Origin of the sequence: Massilia sp. UYP11 (assembly GCF_050434805.1) — a bacterium.
Classification (GTDB): Bacteria; Pseudomonadota; Gammaproteobacteria; order Burkholderiales; family Burkholderiaceae_D; genus Telluria.
Window position 1 is genome coordinate 350,888 of sequence record NZ_JBNDJE010000003.1, and the last position, 16,402, is coordinate 367,289.

The following is a 16,402-nucleotide window of genomic DNA, read 5'->3' on the forward strand; positions in this document are numbered from 1 at the left end:
GATCCGGGACGGTCAATGGACCATCTTATAACAGTGCAGCAGCCATGCGACAGTTTACTGGAAAGGCTGGCAAGCTCGGCGACATTCCTGCGATGCCATCCTGGCAAGTGGCTTGTCGCGCCGTTAATTGGGGGGCGTGACGCGCGCTGGCAATGACATGTCGGCGCAGGTCGATGTGCAGTCGACGGGCGGCGACGAGCTGGCGTCGGGAGTCGATGGCGGTTGCCTGCCGGCAGGCCGGGGGCGACGGCCTCGGGCGCGCAGGCCGGCAAGGCGGCGAGGCGCGGCCCGGCGGCCCGGTGGGCTGGCGGTCTGCGGGTGAGCGGGCCGGCGGCCCGGTGGGCTGGCGGTCTGCGGGTGAGCGGGCCGGCGGCCCGGTGGGCTGGCGGTCTGCGGTTGAGCGGGCCGGCGTGCCGGCGATCCGGCGGCCGACGAGCCGGCGCGTGCGAACGGGCGCCGGTGCAAGCACTCGCCCGGAGCGGCGCCGGGCGTCAATGCCGGCGCAGAGCGCGCCGCGCTTTCAGCGCATCGTCATCGGATTGTCGCGCGCCGCCTCGATCAAGGCGCCTTCGAGCAGCGACACTTCGTCCTGGGTGAAGGACAGCAGCGCGTCCTTGTCGCCCTCTTGCAGATAGACCTGCTTGATCATGGCGGCGCCGCGCCGACGCAGCGGATGGGAGGCGCTGGGCTTGAGCACCGAGGTGCGCAGGCTGTCGGCCAGCGCCCTGGCTTCTTCGGGACTGCGGCTGTCGATCAGGTTCTGCAGCTCGGTGAGCTTGTGGCCCAGGTTGTCGGCCGCCTGACTGGTTTCGGCGTGCTCGCGCGATGCCGGCAATTCATGATGGCCGTGCGCCGCAATGCCGTTCGCCGCAGTCGACGACGATGGCATGCCGTGCGCCACGTAGTCCGGCGACAGGCTGGCGCCGGATGCCCCGGCCTGTGCCCGCATTTGCCCTGCCTGCGCCGGCGCGGCATCGGGCGGCGCGCCTTCGACTTCACGCAGGTGCTGGCGCAGCTCGGCCACCTGTTCGCGCAGGCGGCGCGCGGCTTCGGCCTCGCCCTGCTGGCCCAGGGTCGAGGCCAGCCGCAGCTGCATATTGAGCGTTTCAGGATGGCCAGCCCCCAGGTGCCGCTCGCGGGTGCGCGCCAGCGATTCCTGGATGCTGCGTACCGCCGCCAGGTCGCCCTGGGCAGCCAGGATCTCGGCCAGCGCCTCGCGCGCCGACAGCGTGCCGGCGGCGTCCAGGCCATCGTGCCGCTCGTAGGCCCGCAACACCGATTCGAGCATGCGGCGCGCGTTGCCCAGTTCGCCCGTCTCGCCCAGCAGCAGCGCCAGCCGCTGGCCGCAGCGCAGGGTGTCGGCATGCTCGCTGCCCTGGCGCCGGCGACGCGCGTCGAGCACCCGCTCGACCACGATCCGGGCGCGTCCGAATTCGCGCTGCTGCACCAGACTGTGCGCCAGGTCTTCGAGGCAGTCGAGCGTGCACGGGTGTTCGGCGCCGAGCGCGCGTTCGCTGGTGGAGACCACCTGCTCGTGCAGCGCCAGCGCCCGCTCGCCCTCGCCCAGCGCGGCCAGCACCCGCGCCAGCTGCGAGCGCGCCGCCAGCGTCTCGGGCGCTTCAAGGCCGGCCTTGCGCGCGCAGGACTGGACCAGCAGGTCGTAGTGGCGGCGCGCCTCTGGCAACGCGCCGCCGTCGAGCAGGAGCGCGGCCAGCGCGGCGCGGCCCTGGCGCGTGGCCGCATGGTCGTCGCCGAGCAGGCGCTCGCGCAGGGCCAGGCTTTCTTCGAGACAGGCGCGGGCCTCGTCGCGGCGCCGCTCGCGGCGGCACAGCTCGCCCAGGCGGCCGAGGTGTTCGGCCAGCGACGGCGAGCCGATCTCGTCGCCACTGGCCTGACGGCGCGCCTGTGCGACCGCGGCGCGCAGGCGCACTTCGGCCAGCGACTGCCAGGGGAAGCGCCCCGGCGCCAGCCACTCGGCGAGCAGCGCGGCATGGCGCGCCAGCGCCCGGCGGTCGCCGGCCGGGCCGGCGGTGGACAAGGCGTCGGCCAGCGCCAGCTGGGTCTCGTCGAACCAGCTGTCGAGATTGACGCGCGACCAGCCATAGCTGGCGCGCAGCAACGCCTCGAAGCGCGGCTGGTAACCCGGGCCCTGGCGCGCATCGCCGCGTCGCCAGCGTGCGTGCGGATCGCTGCGCGCGCCGTCGGCCGAGCAGGCCAGCGGATAGAGCAGCAGCGGACGCTGTTCTTCTTCATGGGTGCAGCGGTAATCGATTGCACGCCGCAGCACGCCTTCGATGCCTTCGATGCTGCCCGGCGCCGGCGTGAACAGGCCCACCAGGCGGTCGGGCACCAGGGTCGAGCACACGCTGACGGCGGCCGAGCGCCCGGCCGCGGTGGCGACCAGCACGTGGCCGAAATGCTGCGCCAGGCGCGCCGCGAAGCGGCGGAACAGCGCGGGACAGGCGTCGAACAGGGCTGCGTAATCGAGCCGGCCCGCGCGTTCGGCATAGCTGTCGTCGAAGCGTCCGGCGCGCAGCAGGTACAGCGGGCGGCGCCCGTCGGCGCGTTCGAGATAGGCCTGCCAGCCGACGCCGTCGATCACGCGGTCGGCCAGCTCCTCGCCGCGGCCGGCGGTGTTGCGCAGCCGCGCGCGGCAGGCCTCGAAGAACTCGAGCAGCCCGGGCCGGGCCGGGTCGTCCGCGTCGTCGCCGGCGGCATGCGCGACCGGAGGCGCCGCCGGGTGGGCGGGCGCCGGCCCGGCGCCATGCAGGGCGACAGGCGGGCCGGCAAACGGTTCATCGGCCGGCGCCGCGAAGTGGCGGTGCAGCGCCGGCGCCTCGAGATCCCAGTCGATCACCAGCACCGGCGCCTCGGCGTCCCCACCCGCCAGCTGCAGCGCCAGCGCCGCCAGCACGGCATTGCGCGCCGCGCCGCCCTCGTAGGCATAGAAGCTCGTCACCGCGCCCGGCATGGCCAGCGGCTGGAGCGAGATACCTTGTTGGTCCATATGGCTCCTCATTCTTTTGGAAACGTAAGTTCTGGAACATCGCGCCATTCGGGTGGGACAGCGGGAAGCACGAATTGGTTGCAGTCGTGGTCGAGCGGCACATGCTTTTTTTGACATGCGTAGTGGGCTGCGATCCGCTTGACCATCTTGTCAATGTCTGGCAAGAAGTCTGGATTCGACATCAGGTCGGGCGTGGCCATCGTGTAGTGCGAGAAATCGACGTAGAAGCGCGCGTCGCTGATCTGGGGCGGCAGCGATTCGGGGTGGCGCGTCATGACGACCGGGATGATCAGGCGGCTCGGCAGCGCATACCACCTGGCGCGCTCGGCCTCGATCAGGCGCATGGCCTCGTACTCGCGCCGCGTGTAGGCGTGGGCCTCGTACTTGGGCGTGTAGATGAGGATCATGCAGACGCTTTCGCACATCGCGCGTGCGATCTTGCGGTCGAGGTCGTCGCCGCCGCCCAGCTGCTCGGTATCGATAAACAGTTCGTTTTCGTTGTCGAAGTAAGGTTCGAGATAGCAGCGCAGGGCGTCGGCCAGGGCCGACTTGAAGCGCTGCATCAGCGCGTGTCGGCCGTGGGCGTAACTGAAGAAACAACCGTAACGGATTGCCATGCTTGTCCTCTGGTCCTGGCGCGCGCGGCGCCCGCATCTCAAGACTCTAGCGCGCGGTCCCCTGCCGGCTTTGCGGACGGACAAGCGGACACAGGCCTTGCGGACGAAGATTCGCTCTCTTTCTTAGGGCATAATTCGCCCCGCCAATAACTCCGCTAATAGACTGTGAGGAAGCAATGAAAGCCGTACGCTGCACCGCTTGGGGACCGCCAGACAGCCTGGTGCTCGAGGACCTGCCGGCGCCGGTCGCCGGTCCCGACGACGTCGTGGTGGACGTGAAGGCGGCCGGCGTCAACTTCCCCGACGTGCTGACGGTCCAGGGCAAGTACCAGGTGCGTCCTCCCCTTCCCTTCACGCCGGGCAACGAGTTCGCGGGCGTGGTGCGCGCCGTCGGCGCCGGCGTGCGCGACCTCGTTCCCGGCCAGCGCGTGATCGGCTTCACCCGCACCGGCGCGTTCGCCGAGCAGGCCGTGGCGCCAGGCAGCGCCTTCCTCCCCATGCCGGACGATATGGACTTCGAGGTCGCGGCCGCGATCACGCTCACCTACGGCACCGCGTACCATGCGGTCGCCGACCGCGGCGCCTTGCAGGCCGGCGAGACCATGCTGGTGCTGGGCGCTGCCGGCGGCGTCGGCCTGGCCGCGATCGAGATCGGCAAGGCCCTCGGCGCGCGCGTGATCGCGGCCGCGTCCAGCGACGAGAAACTGGCGGCGTGCAAGGCGCACGGGGCCGACGTGCTGATCGATTACGAGGCAGGGGACTTGCGCGAAGCGATCCGCGCCGCCACCGATGGCCACGGCCCGGACGTCGTCTTCGACCCGGTGGGCGGCAAGTACAGCGAACCGGCGCTGCGCTCGATCGCCTGGCGCGGGCGCCACCTGGTGGTGGGCTTCGCGGCCGGCGAGATCCCGCGCCTGCCGTGGAACCTGATGCTGTTGAAGGGGGCGTCGGTGGTGGGCGTGTTCTGGGGCGACTTCACGCGCAAGGAACGGGACGCGCACCTGGCGGCGATGCGGCGCATCACCGGCTGGATCGCCGCAGGAACCCTGAAACCACTGGTCTCGCGGCGCTATCGGCTGGCCGACACCGCGCAGGCATTGAACGACATGGCGGCGCGCAAGGTCATCGGCAAGGTCGTGATCGTGCCCTGACGCGCCGCTCAGGCCGCGCTCTCGTCCGCCTGTTCGAGCGGGCGGAAGAACTGGATGACTTCTTCCTGCACCCGGGTGCGCTTGAACGACGGCAGGCTCTGCCAGATGCGGCGGCCATAGGGCTTGGTGATGATGCGCGGATCGCAGATCATCAGCACGCCGCGGTCGTCGACGTCGCGGATCAGGCGCCCGGCGCCCTGCTTGAGGGTGATGATCGCCTCGGGCAGCTGGTGGTGCATGAAGCCATTCATGCCCTGCTTTTCCATCACCTCGATGCGCGCGGCCAGCACCGGATCGTCGGGCGGCGCGAACGGCAGCTTGTCGATGATCACCAGCGACAGCGCCTCGCCGCGCACGTCGACGCCTTCCCAGAAACTCTGGCTGCCGACCAGCACCGCGTTGCCGGCATTGCGGAAGGAATCGAGCAGCTCGGTACGGCCACGCTCGCCCTGCACGAGCAACGGGAAATCCCAGCCGCGCTCGGCGAATTCAACGCGCAGGCGCTCGGCCACCTTGTTGACGGCGCGAATCGTCGTGCACAGGAAGAAGGTGCGGCCGCCGGCCGCCTCGATCACCGGCAAGGCGGCATCGACCACGGCGTCGGTGTACACGGCCGCTTGCGGCTCCGGCAAGCCGGTCGGCACGTACAGGATGCCCTGGTTCTGGTAATCGAACGGGCTGGGCCAGGTCTTGGCCGGCTCGCCCGTCAGTCCCAGCTGGTCGGAAAAGTGCTTGAAGTCGTTCTTCACCGCCAGCGTGGCCGAGGTGAAGATCCAGCTGCGCGGCGTGCCCTCGCGCTGGCTGGCGAAGATCGGCGCGATCGACAGCGGCGTCTTGTGCAGTTGCAGCGAGGACGAGAAAGCCTCGGCCCACAGCACCGCCTGCTCGTTGGCCGGCGCCTTGTGGTCGGGCTTCCACGCCTCGAAGGCGGCGGCCAGCTCGTGCGCGCGCAGGCGGCAGGCTTCGATCGTCTCGGCGCGCGCGGCGTTTTCTTCCAGCACCGTGATCATGCCGGCGATTTCTTCCTTCAGTTTTTCCAGCGCCGGGAAGAACTGCGAACTTGGCATGATCTGCGGCAGCGACAGGCGCAGGTTGCCGTCGCCAAACGACAGGCGCAGGTCGCGCGCCGCCTTCTCGACCACGGTCACCACCTTGGCCCAGTCCGGGCCGCCGCGCGCATGGGCCAGGCCCTCGGCCAGCACGTCGCGGCACAGTTCCAGCACTTGCGAGGTCGAGATCGACTGGCCGAAGAACAGGGTCGCGACGTCGGGCAACTGGTGCGCCTCGTCGAAGATGATGGTATTGGCCGACGGCAGCAGCTCGGCCACGCCGGTATCCTTCAGCGCCACGTCGGCGAAGAACAGGTGGTGGTTGACCACCACCACGTCGGCCTGCTGCGCTTCCCGGCGCGCCTTCATCACGAAGCAATCCTGGTAGTACTGGCACTCGGCGCCCATGCAGGTGTCGCGGGTCGACGTGACCAGGTTCCACACGGTGGCGGTCTCGGGCACCTTGGCCAGCTCGGCCTTGTCGCCCGAGCTCGTCATCTTGATGAAGCGCGAGATCTCGCGCAGGTGACCGACGTCGTCGCGCGAGGTCAGGCGCCCGTTCTGCAGGGTGCGCTCGAGGTGGAAATGGCAGACGTAGTTCGAGCGGCCCTTGAGCAGGGCGACCGAGACCGGCGCGCGCAGGGCGGCGCGCACGGTCGGGATATCGCGCAGGAACAATTGATCTTGCAAGTTCTTGGTGCCGGTCGAGACGATGGTCTTGCCGCCCCACAGCAGCGCCGGCACCAGGTAGGCGAAGGTCTTGCCCGTGCCTGTGCCGGCCTCGGCCATGAGCACTTGCTGGTCGGCGATGGCCTGGGCCACGGCCTTGGCCATTTCGGTCTGCGACTGGCGCGGCTTGAAGGTGCCGACGGCGGGCGCGAGCGGGCCGCCCGCACCGAACAGGCGATCGACGTCGGCGTCATACTTGCCTGCGGGCGCCTGGGTTGCCGACGCTGCGACGACGTCGGCAGCGTCGGCCCCGGTCGGCGCGGCGGCGAGGCCGGAGCCAACGGGAGATTCGGGTAGGTGGTCGGTCAAAATACGTGGGTCTGTTGTGCCTGAAGGCAATGCATCAGGCGGGGATATCGGGTACCAGCTGCATCTTCAGCAGCGTAATATGATCTTTGAGCTGCAGTTTACGCTTCTTGAGGCGGCGCAGTTGTAACTGGTCGGCATGACCGTCCGCCGTCAACAGGGAGATCACGGCGTCGAGGTCGCGGTGTTCCACATCGAGTTCGATAATACGGCGCTGGATGTCCTGGACGTCGGTCATGTTTACTGTTCCAAACAGTTCAGTGAAAAATGCGGTTGCGGGAAAAAAATGGCGGGCAGCGCCGGCCGGGCGCGGCGCGCCGGGGCTTGCCATGTTGTTGCTACGAGATAAACTTGCAAGCAGATGGCTTCTCAGTGCATAGTTTAATCGAGGCGGAGGTTGCCGCCAACAAAGATTGGCGTTAGCGTCCTGGAAAACACGGATTTATGACTTCTTACAAGATCGAAGCGGGCACCGCGCAACATATCGGGAACCGCCCCCAGCAGAGCGACCGCGCCGCCCTGTTCACCGGCGCCCGCGCGCCCGGCTACGTGCTCGCGGTGCTGTCGGACGGGGTCGCCAGCCCGGCCGGGGCCGACCAGGTGCTGCACACGGCGCGCCAGGTCTTCGACGAATTCAAACCCGGCGACGGTCCCGGCATCGAGCGCCTGGCCCGACTGCTGCACGAGATGATCAGCGAGACCCACACGGTGATCAAGATGAACGCCGTGGCCACGCAGACCGAGATCCACGCCAGCTTCGTCGGCCTGGTGATCAGCCCGCACGGCGAGGCGGTCTGGGCCCATGTGGGCGATTCGCGCCTGTACCGCTTCGAGCACGGCAAGTGCGTGGTGCGCACGGGCGACACCGCCTACGTCGAGCACCTGGTCGCCAGCGACCGCCTGCCGCCGGAAGCGGCGCGCAACCACCGCCGTTCCAAGCTCCTGCTCAACGTATTGGGTAACAGCCGCAAGGAGCCCTTCGTCACGACCGGCAGCCATAGCGGGCTGGCGGCGGGCGACAGCTTCTTGCTGTGCTCGGACGGCCTGTGGCATTTCTTCACCGACGCCGAGCTGGCGGCCGTGACCGCCAGGACGACGCCGCGCCAGGCCTCCGAAATGCTCATCAACAAGGCCACCGAGCGCTCGCAAGGCAAGGGCGGCAATTGCACCATGGCCATCGTGAAACTGGTCAAGCCGGCGCAGGACGGGTCGTTCGCAGGGCCAAGATCGCCGTCGGCGTGAACAACGAACCGACCTGAACAGGCGCGAGTTCCCCCTCCCTGCTGCCCAGGCACGTCATTCCCGCGCAGGCGGGAATCCAAGCCTGCTCGCACGACGGCTACGTTCGACCTTGTGGCCGCGCATGCGAATGAGGTTCCCGCCTGCGCGGGAACGACGTACTTAAGCTAAGGGCTAGTTCGTCGGCGCCGGCTGGTTGCCGTTGGCGCGCCTGGCTTCGTCGGCCGCGCGCTCGGCCGCCTTGGCTTCGCGTTCGGCCACGCGGCGCGCCACTTCCTTCTGGCGTTCTTGCGATTTGCGGCGACGCTCTTCATAGGCCGCGACATTGGCCGCGCGCTCGGCGGCTTCCTGCTCGGCGTTCGCCGTGCTTTCCTGGGCCCGCTGCTGGCCGCGCACCACGCGCGAGTCGCCCGACCTGGCGCGCGGCGGCGCGGCGGCGGCCGGTTTTTTCGCCGGCGGCGCGGCGGCGGCCGGTTTCTTCACCGGCGGCGGCTCGGCGGCCAGCCTGGCTTCTTCTTGCGCATAGGCGGCATCGGCTTCGGCGATCGCCCTGTCGCGCTCCTCGACCTTCAGGCGGCGCAGGTAGTGCGAGGCCTCGATCTCGATCGCACGCTGCGTCGCCAGGGCCGCGCGCCGCACTTCGCGCGCTTCGTCCAGGCAGCGATTGACGAAGAATTTCTCGTAGCAAACCACCTCGCGCTCGGCAAAGCGGGCCTCGATCGCGGCGCGTTCCGAGGCGACCGTGGCCAGGCGCTGTTCGGCCTGTTCGGGCGACGTCGTGGGCGCCGGCGGCGCCTCCTGCAGCGCCAGCTCGGGGCCCGCGCAAGCCGCCAGCAACAGGGTCAATGCAGCCACTGCGGCGGCGCGCAGCATCGGTTGTCTTCTCATGGTGTTCCTTTCGATCATGCAATGGCGTCGGCCGCGCCGCGCCGTTCGGCGAGCAGGTACTCGCGCGACTGCATCTCGATGATACGCGATACGGTGCGGTGGAATTCGTTCGCCAGCTGGCCCTTGGTGTAGAGCTCTTCCGGTTCGACCGCGGCCGACATGATCAGCTTGACCTTGTGGTCGTAGAACACGTCGATCAGCCAGGTGAAACGGCGCGCCTCGGACGACTGGGCGGCCGACATCGCCGGGATGCCGGACAGGATCACGGTATGGAACTGGCTGGCCAGTTCCAGGTAGTCGTTCTGCGAGCGCGGGCCGCCGCACAGGGTGGCGAAGTCGAACCAGATCACGCCGCCGGCGCGGCGCAGCGCGCGGATCTCGCGCTTTTCGATATAGACCACCGGCGACTCGTCGGCGGTATCGGCCACCCTGGCGTAGGCGTCGCGCAGCGCCTTGTCGGACGCCGCATCGAGCGGCATGTAATAGGCCTCCACCTGGGCCAAAGCGCGCTTGCGGTAGTCATTGCCGGCATCGACGTTCAGCACATCCAGTTTCTCCTGCAATAGCGCGATGGTAGGCAGCATGCGGTCGCGGTGCAGTCCGTCCGGATACAGGGTCGACGGTTCGTAGTTCGAAGTCATCACGAAGCTCACGCCGTTGTCGAACAGGGCCTTGAGCAGGTTGTACAGGATCATCGCGTCGGCGATGTCCGACACGTGGAACTCGTCGAAGCAGATCAGGCGGTATTTCCTGGCGATGCGCTTGGCCACTTCGTCGAGCGGATCGGCCACGCCCTTGAGCTCATCGAGCTGGCCATGCACGGCGCGCATGAACTCGTGGAAGTGCAGGCGCGTCTTGCGCACCACCGGCACCACCAGGTAGAACGAATCCATCAGGAAGGATTTGCCGCGCCCTACCCCGCCCCACATGTACACGCCCCTGGGCACGTCGGGACGGTTGATCAGGCGCTTGAAAGCGGACGACCGCTGGGCCTTGTAATGGACCCAGTCGTCGTACGCCTGTTGCAGGCGGTCGACCGCCATCTGCTGCGCCGGGTCGGACTTGAAGCCGCGCTCGTTCAGCGCGTGCTGGTAATACTCTTGGACGTTCATATGGGAGTTGCCAAAAGTAGGGTGGACGGGTCCCCCGTCCACGCGTTCAACGAACGGCGTGGCGCCACGATGGTGACCATGCCCGCGCGGGTTGAACGCGTGGACGGCGGAGCCGTCCACCCTACGATTTGCCGGCGCCGGAGCGCCAGCCGATTTCGCTTTATTAGAAGTTCAGCGAACGCTTGTCCACCGCCAGCGCGGCTTCCTTGGTCGCTTCCGACAGCGACGGGTGCGCGTGGCAGATGCGGGCGATGTCTTCCGACGACGCCTTGAACTCCATCGCGACCACGGCTTCCGAAATCAGCTCGGAGGCCATCGGGCCGACGATGTGCACGCCCAGGATTTCATCGGTCGTGGCGTCGGCCAGGAACTTGACCATGCCCGAGGTGTCGCCCAGCGCGCGCGCACGGCCGTTGGCCATGAACGGGAAGGTGCCGGCCTTGTACTGCACGCCTTCGGCCTTCAGCTGCTGCTCGGTCTTGCCGACCCATGCGATTTCCGGCGAGGTGTAGATCACCCAGGGAATCGTGTTGAAATTGACGTGGCCGTGCTGGCCAGCGATGCGCTCGGCAACCGCCACGCCTTCTTCTTCGGCCTTGTGCGCCAGCATCGGGCCGCGCACGACATCGCCCACCGCCCACACGCCCGGCAGGCTGGTGCGGCATTCGTCGTCGACCACCACGAAGCCGCGCTCATCCAACTGCAGGCCCACGGTCTCGATGCCGAGACCATTGGTGTTCGGCACGCGGCCGATCGAGATGATCAGGCGGTCGAAAGTGGCCGTCGAGGAAGCGCCGGTCGCATCCGCGTATTCCACGGTGACGTCGTTGGCGCCCTTGGTGATCGCACCGATCTTGCAGCCCAGGTTGATCTTCAGGCCCTGCTTGGTAAACAGCTTGTGCGCTTCCTTGGCGATCTGCTCGTCGACCGCGCCCAGGAAAGTCGGCAGGCCTTCCAGCACCGTGACGTCGGCGCCGACACGGCGCCACACGCTGCCCATTTCCAGGCCGATGACGCCGGCGCCGATCACGCCGAGCTTGCCCGGCACGGCGTCGATCGCCAGGGCGCCGGTGTTCGACAGGATCAGTTTCTCGTCGAATTCCGCGCCCGGCAGCTGGCGTGCGTTCGAACCGGTCGCGACGACCACGTTTTTCGCCGTGATGGTGTCGGTGGTCGGGCCGCTGACGTTGATGGTGTAGCCCGCATCGCCCTCCGCCTTGCCGGCGAACGCGCCGCGGCCGTGGAAGAAGGTGACCTTGTTCTTCTTGAACAGGAACAGGATGCCGTCGTTGTTCTGCTTGACGATGGTGTCCTTGCGCTTGAGCATGGTGCCCAGGTCGAGCTCCAGGCCCGAGACCTTGATGCCGTGGTCGGCGAAGGCGTGGCCGGCGTGCTCGAAGTGTTCCGACGATTGCAGCAGCGCCTTGGACGGGATGCAGCCGACGTTGGTGCAGGTGCCGCCCGGGGCAGGCTTGCCGGCGGCGGTGCTCCACTCGTCGATGCAGGCGGTCTTGAAGCCCAGCTGGGCCGCGCGGATGGCGGCGATGTAGCCGCCAGGACCGCCGCCGATCACGACGACGTCAAATTGTTTATCGCTCATTACTTTGATTCCTCTTTATTCTTCCGGAACGAATACCCACAACAGCAGGTAGATCAGGATGCCGAAGCCGAACGTCAGGACGAACAGCACGAAGATCAGGCGCCAGACCCACGATTCGAGACCGTAGGTGCGCGCCAGGCCGCCGCACACGCCGCCCAGCCAGCGGTCGATCCGCGAGCGGCGCAGGCCGCTCAGCAGGTCGTCGCGGTGCCGGTCGAACGAAATCCGCTCGCTGGCCGGCGGCTCCCTGAAGGTCGGCTCTTTAGTGAGACTCACGGTCGACGCACCCGACAGGATGCGCGCCTTGGCCTGCTCGAATTCGGCATCCGACAGCGCGCCGGCCTGGTGCAGCTCGTGCAGCCGCTTGATTTCGTCTGACAGCATGGCGTTCTCCGGCAAACAGCAAGCCGGCGCCGCGGTTCGATCACCGACGCGGCGCCGGCACGGGGTGGATTACAGGTCCAGCAGCAGGCGGGCCGGATCTTCCAGCGCGTCCTTCATCGCGACCAGGCCCAGCACGGCTTCGCGGCCGTCGATGATGCGGTGGTCGTACGACATTGCCAGGTAGTTCATCGGACGGATGACGATCTGGCCGTTCTCGACGACGGCGCGGTCCTTGGTCGCGTGCACGCCCAGGATCGCCGACTGCGGCGGGTTGATGATCGGGGTCGACAGCATCGAGCCGAACACGCCGCCGTTCGAGATCGAGAAGGTACCGCCCGACAGGTCGTCCAGGGTCAGCTTGCCGTCCTTGGCTTTCTGGCCGAACTCACCGATCTTCTTCTCGATCTCGGCGATCGACATCTGGTCGGCGTTGCGCAGGATCGGCACCACCAGGCCGCGTGGCGAACCGACGGCGATGCCGATGTCGAAGTAGCCGTGGTAGATGATGTCGTTGCCGTCGACCGAGGCGTTCAGGATCGGGTACTTCTTCAGCGCGGCAACGGCGGCCTTGACGAAGAAGGACATGAAGCCCAGCTTGACGCCGTGCTCTTTCTCGAACTTGTCCTTGTACTTGTTACGCAGGTCCATGACCGGCGCCATGTTCACTTCGTTGAAGGTGGTCAGGATGGCGTTGGTCGATTGCGACTGCAGCAGGCGCTCGGCGATACGGGCGCGCAGGCGGCTCATCGGCACGCGCTCTTCCGGACGGTCGCCCAGGCTGGCTGGCGCCGGAGCGGCGACTTGCTGCAGGGCTGCTTTTGGCGCGGCGGCAGGTGCGGCGGCAGGTGCGGCGGCCGGCTTGCCGGCGACAGCAGCCAGGGCGTCGCCCTTGGTCACGCGGCCATCGCGGCCCGAGCCTTCGACGTTCGACGCGCTCATGTTGTTGTCGGCCAGGATCTTGGCGGCGGCCGGCATGGCCACACCCGCTTTCGACTGGTCAGCCGCCGGCGCGCTCGCCGCTGGTGCGGCCGAGATCGATGCGTTCGGCGCCGCCGATGGAATGGCCTTGACCGAGATCGGGCTGGTCTGGGCCGATGCTTCGGTATCGATGACCGCGATGACTTCGCCAGCGACGACGGTATCGCCGTCGGCTTTGAGCAGCTGCACGATCACGCCGGCGCTCGGCGCCGGCAGTTCCAGGACCACCTTGTCGGTCTCGATGTCGATCATGTTTTCGTCGCGCGAGACGGATTCGCCGACTTTCTTGTGCCACGACAGCAGGGTTGCTTCAGCAACGGATTCCGACAGAACAGGTACCTTGACTTCGATTTGTGCCATTTTCTAAAACTCCAGTAATTATTCTTTGCAAGTACCCCCACGCACGGAACGTGGGGGTCGTGGTTTTACCCTATCTGACGAGATTACTTCGTCAGAATGAAACCCTTGAGCTTCGAGAACGCGGTTTCGAGCAGTTCCTTTTGCTGGGCGATGTGCTTGTCCGCATACCCCACCGCCGGCGAAGCCGACGCGGCGCGACCGGCGTAGGCCAGGCGCTGGCCATCTTCCATGCCTTCGAAGATGTTGTGCTGGATCTGGAACCATGGCCCCTGGTTCTGCGGCTCGTCCTGCGCCCAGACCACTTCGGTCGCGTTCGGGAACTTCTTCAGTTCGGCGGCGAACGACTTGTGCGGGAACGGGTACATCTGCTCGATACGGATGATCGCGGTGTCGGCGCTGTTGCGCGTCTTGCGTGCATTGACCAGGTCGAAATAGACCTTGCCCGAGCACACGACCACGCGCTTGACCTTGCCTGCATCGACCTTGTCGTCGCATTCGCCGATGACGGTCTGGAAACCGCCCTTGGTCAGGTCGGTCAGCGGCGAACCGGCATCCTTGTTACGCAGCAGCGACTTCGGCGTGAAGATCACCAACGGCTTCCTGAACTGGCGCACCATCTGGCGGCGCAGCAGGTGGAAGATCTGGGCCGCCGTGGTCGGCTGCACCACTTGCATATTGTTGTCGGCGCACAGCTGCAGGAAGCGCTCGATACGGGCCGACGAGTGCTCCGGACCCTGGCCTTCGTAGCCGTGCGGCAGCATCATGACCAGACCCGAGGCGCGGCCCCACTTCACTTCGCCCGAGGCGATGAACTGGTCGATGACGACTTGCGCGCCGTTGACGAAGTCGCCGAACTGGGCTTCCCAGATGGTCAGGGTGTTCGGTTCGGCGGTCGAGAAGCCGTATTCGAAGCCCAGCACCGCTTCTTCGGACAGCACCGAGTCGATCACGGTGAAGTCGGCCTGGTTGTCGGAGACATTGGCCAGCGGCAGGTAGATGCCCTGGTCCCAGCGCTCGCGGTTCTGGTCGTGCAGCACGGCGTGGCGGTGCACGAAGGTGCCGCGGCCGGCGTCCTGGCCCGACAGGCGGATCGCGTAGCCCGAGGCCAGCAGCGAGGCGAAGGCCAGGTGCTCGCCCATGCCCCAGTCGAGGTTGACCTCGCCGCGGCCCATGGCGGCACGGTCGGCCAGCACTTTTTCGACCAGCGAATGTGGCTTGAACCCTTCAGGCACCTTGGTGATGCGTTCGGCCAGGCGCTTCAGTTCGGTGACCGGCACGGCGGTGTCGGCGGCGTCGGTCCACTTCTTGTTCAGGAACGGCGCCCAGTCGACGGCGTACTTGCCCTTGAAGTTGGTCAGCACCGGATCGACCGTGTGCTTGCCGGCGTCCATGGCGTCGCGGTAGGCCGCGACCAGCTTGTCGCCGCCATCGGCTTCGATCGTGCCCTGCGCGGCCAGCTTCTCGGCGTACAGCTTGCGGGTGCCCGGGTGCTTGGCGATCTTCTTGTACATCAGCGGCTGGGTCAGCGCCGGCGTGTCCTGCTCGTTGTGGCCCAGCTTGCGGTAGCAGATGATGTCGACCACGACGTCCTTGCCGAACTCGGCGCGGTAGTCGAGGGCGATCTGACTGGCCAGCACCACGGCTTCAGGATCGTCCGCGTTCACGTGCAGCACCGGCGCCTCGATCATCTTGACGACGTCCGAGCAGTACAGGGTCGAACGCGCGTCGCGCGGATCCGAGGTGGTGAAGCCGATCTGGTTGTTGATGACGATGTGGACGGTGCCGCCGGTGCCGTAGCCGCGGGTCTGCGCCAGGTTCAGGGTTTCCATGACCACGCCCTGGCCGGCGAACGCGGCGTCGCCGTGCACCAGGATCGGCAGCACTTCCTTGCCCTTCTTGTCGCCGCGACGCATCATGCGCGCCTTGACCGAGCCTTCGACGACCGGGTTGACGATCTCGAGGTGAGATGGGTTAAAAGCAAGTGACAGGTGGACCGGACCGCCCGGGGTCGAGATGTCGCTCGAGAAGCCCTGGTGGTACTTCACGTCGCCGGCCGGCAGGTCGTCGGCGTGCTTGCCTTCGAATTCTTCGAACAGGTCGGCCGGGCTCTTGCCCAAGGTATTGACCAGGACGTTCAGGCGGCCGCGGTGGGCCATGCCGATCACGATTTCCTGGATGCCTTTTTCACCGGCGCGCTGGATCACTTCGTCGATCGAGGCTATGAACGACTCGCCGCCTTCCAGCGAGAAGCGCTTGGCGCCGACGTACTTGGTGTGCAGGTAGCGTTCCAGGCCTTCGGCCGCGGTCAGGCGCTCGAGGATGTGCTTCTTCTTCTCGGCGCTGAAGGTCGGGGTCGAGCGGATCGATTCCAGGCGCTCTTGCAGCCAGCGCTTTTCGGTCGGGTCGCTGATGTACATGAACTCGGCGCCGATCGAACGGGTGTACGTATCGCGCAGCATGTTCAGGATATCGCGCAGCGGCGCGGTTTCCTGGCCAAAATACGTGTTGCTGATATTGAAGACGGTGTCGAGGTCGGCTTCGGTGAAGCCGTAGAAGGCGGGGTCGAGTTCCGGCAGGGGTGGACGTTCCTGGCGCTGCAGCGGATCCAGGTTGGCCCAGCGCGAGCCGAGGTAGCGGTAGGCGGCGGTGATCTGGGTGACGGCGACGCGCTTGCGGCCCAGTTCTGAGTCGGCCGAAGCGACGACGGTACGGATCGGGCCCTGCTTGGCGCGTTCCGCGAACGAGGCCACCACCGAGGAGTGCACCACATCGGGGCGGTTCGAGCCGTCGACTGCCGGCACGTGCTGCATCTGGTCGAAATAGGCGCGCCAGTTTTCGGGCACCGAGGTCGGGTTGTCCAGATAGGCCTCGTACAACTCTTCCACGTACGGGGCATTGCCGCCGAACAGGTAGGAGTTGGCGTTAGATTGTTGCATCATTCTTGCTCACCTTTCTTTTCGCGCTTCGCGAGGTTTGGGCGGG

At 67.1% G+C, this 16,402-nt stretch carries 12 protein-coding genes; 2 read left to right on the forward strand and 10 right to left on the reverse strand.

Annotated features, from left to right (window positions below):
• Positions 1-520: 520 nt before the first annotated feature.
• Positions 521-3,007 (reverse strand): tetratricopeptide repeat protein, encoded by a 2,487-nt coding sequence (locus ABIB38_RS08245; RefSeq protein ID WP_429203275.1) that lies wholly within the window; start codon positions 3,005-3,007, stop codon positions 521-523.
• Positions 3,008-3,015: 8 nt separating this feature from the next.
• Complete coding sequence (locus ABIB38_RS08250; RefSeq protein ID WP_429203276.1) at positions 3,016-3,624, reverse strand: toll/interleukin-1 receptor domain-containing protein; 609 nt, start codon at positions 3,622-3,624, stop codon at positions 3,016-3,018.
• A gap of 176 nt (positions 3,625-3,800) precedes the next feature.
• On the opposite strand from ABIB38_RS08250, the gene ABIB38_RS08255 reads away from it, so the two are divergent.
• Positions 3,801-4,775, forward strand: coding sequence for an NADPH:quinone oxidoreductase family protein (locus tag ABIB38_RS08255; protein ID WP_429203277.1), 975 nt, complete (start codon positions 3,801-3,803; stop codon positions 4,773-4,775).
• 8 nt (positions 4,776-4,783) lie between these two features.
• On the opposite strand, the gene ABIB38_RS08260 is transcribed toward ABIB38_RS08255, so the two are convergent.
• A complete protein-coding gene (locus tag ABIB38_RS08260; RefSeq protein WP_429203278.1) occupies positions 4,784-6,862 on the reverse strand; it encodes an ATP-dependent DNA helicase in 2,079 nt (692 codons plus the stop codon).
• Positions 6,863-6,896: 34 nt separating this feature from the next.
• The gene (locus ABIB38_RS08265) at positions 6,897-7,097 is read right to left on the reverse strand and encodes a YdcH family protein (protein WP_005666222.1); all 201 of its coding nucleotides are present in this window, start codon (positions 7,095-7,097) and stop codon (positions 6,897-6,899) included.
• Positions 7,098-7,303: 206 nt separating this feature from the next.
• Between ABIB38_RS08265 and ABIB38_RS08270 the strand changes: the two genes are divergently transcribed.
• Complete coding sequence (locus ABIB38_RS08270) at positions 7,304-8,101, forward strand: PP2C family protein-serine/threonine phosphatase (RefSeq protein ID WP_429203279.1); 798 nt, start codon at positions 7,304-7,306, stop codon at positions 8,099-8,101.
• A gap of 171 nt (positions 8,102-8,272) precedes the next feature.
• On the opposite strand, the gene ABIB38_RS08275 is transcribed toward ABIB38_RS08270, so the two are convergent.
• The 6 genes from ABIB38_RS08275 to ABIB38_RS08300 form a co-directional block, all read right to left on the reverse strand.
• Positions 8,273-8,986: a hypothetical protein gene (locus ABIB38_RS08275; RefSeq protein ID WP_429203280.1), complete on the reverse strand. Its 714-nt coding sequence runs from the start codon at positions 8,984-8,986 to the stop codon at positions 8,273-8,275.
• A gap of 14 nt (positions 8,987-9,000) precedes the next feature.
• Positions 9,001-10,098 carry a cell division protein ZapE gene (zapE, locus tag ABIB38_RS08280; RefSeq protein WP_429203281.1) on the reverse strand — a complete coding sequence of 366 codons (1,098 nt, stop codon included), beginning with the start codon at positions 10,096-10,098 and terminating at the stop codon, positions 9,001-9,003.
• A gap of 163 nt (positions 10,099-10,261) precedes the next feature.
• The gene (gene lpdA, locus ABIB38_RS08285) at positions 10,262-11,698 is read right to left on the reverse strand and encodes a dihydrolipoyl dehydrogenase (RefSeq protein ID WP_429203282.1); all 1,437 of its coding nucleotides are present in this window, start codon (positions 11,696-11,698) and stop codon (positions 10,262-10,264) included.
• A 15-nt stretch (positions 11,699-11,713) separates the two neighbouring features.
• The gene (locus ABIB38_RS08290; protein ID WP_429203283.1) at positions 11,714-12,082 is read right to left on the reverse strand and encodes a PspC domain-containing protein; all 369 of its coding nucleotides are present in this window, start codon (positions 12,080-12,082) and stop codon (positions 11,714-11,716) included.
• A 69-nt stretch (positions 12,083-12,151) separates the two neighbouring features.
• Complete coding sequence (gene odhB / locus ABIB38_RS08295; RefSeq protein WP_429203284.1) at positions 12,152-13,420, reverse strand: 2-oxoglutarate dehydrogenase complex dihydrolipoyllysine-residue succinyltransferase; 1,269 nt, start codon at positions 13,418-13,420, stop codon at positions 12,152-12,154.
• Between the two features lie 83 nt (positions 13,421-13,503).
• Positions 13,504-16,359 carry a 2-oxoglutarate dehydrogenase E1 component gene (locus ABIB38_RS08300; RefSeq protein ID WP_429203285.1) on the reverse strand — a complete coding sequence of 952 codons (2,856 nt, stop codon included), beginning with the start codon at positions 16,357-16,359 and terminating at the stop codon, positions 13,504-13,506.
• Positions 16,360-16,402 lie beyond the last annotated feature (43 nt).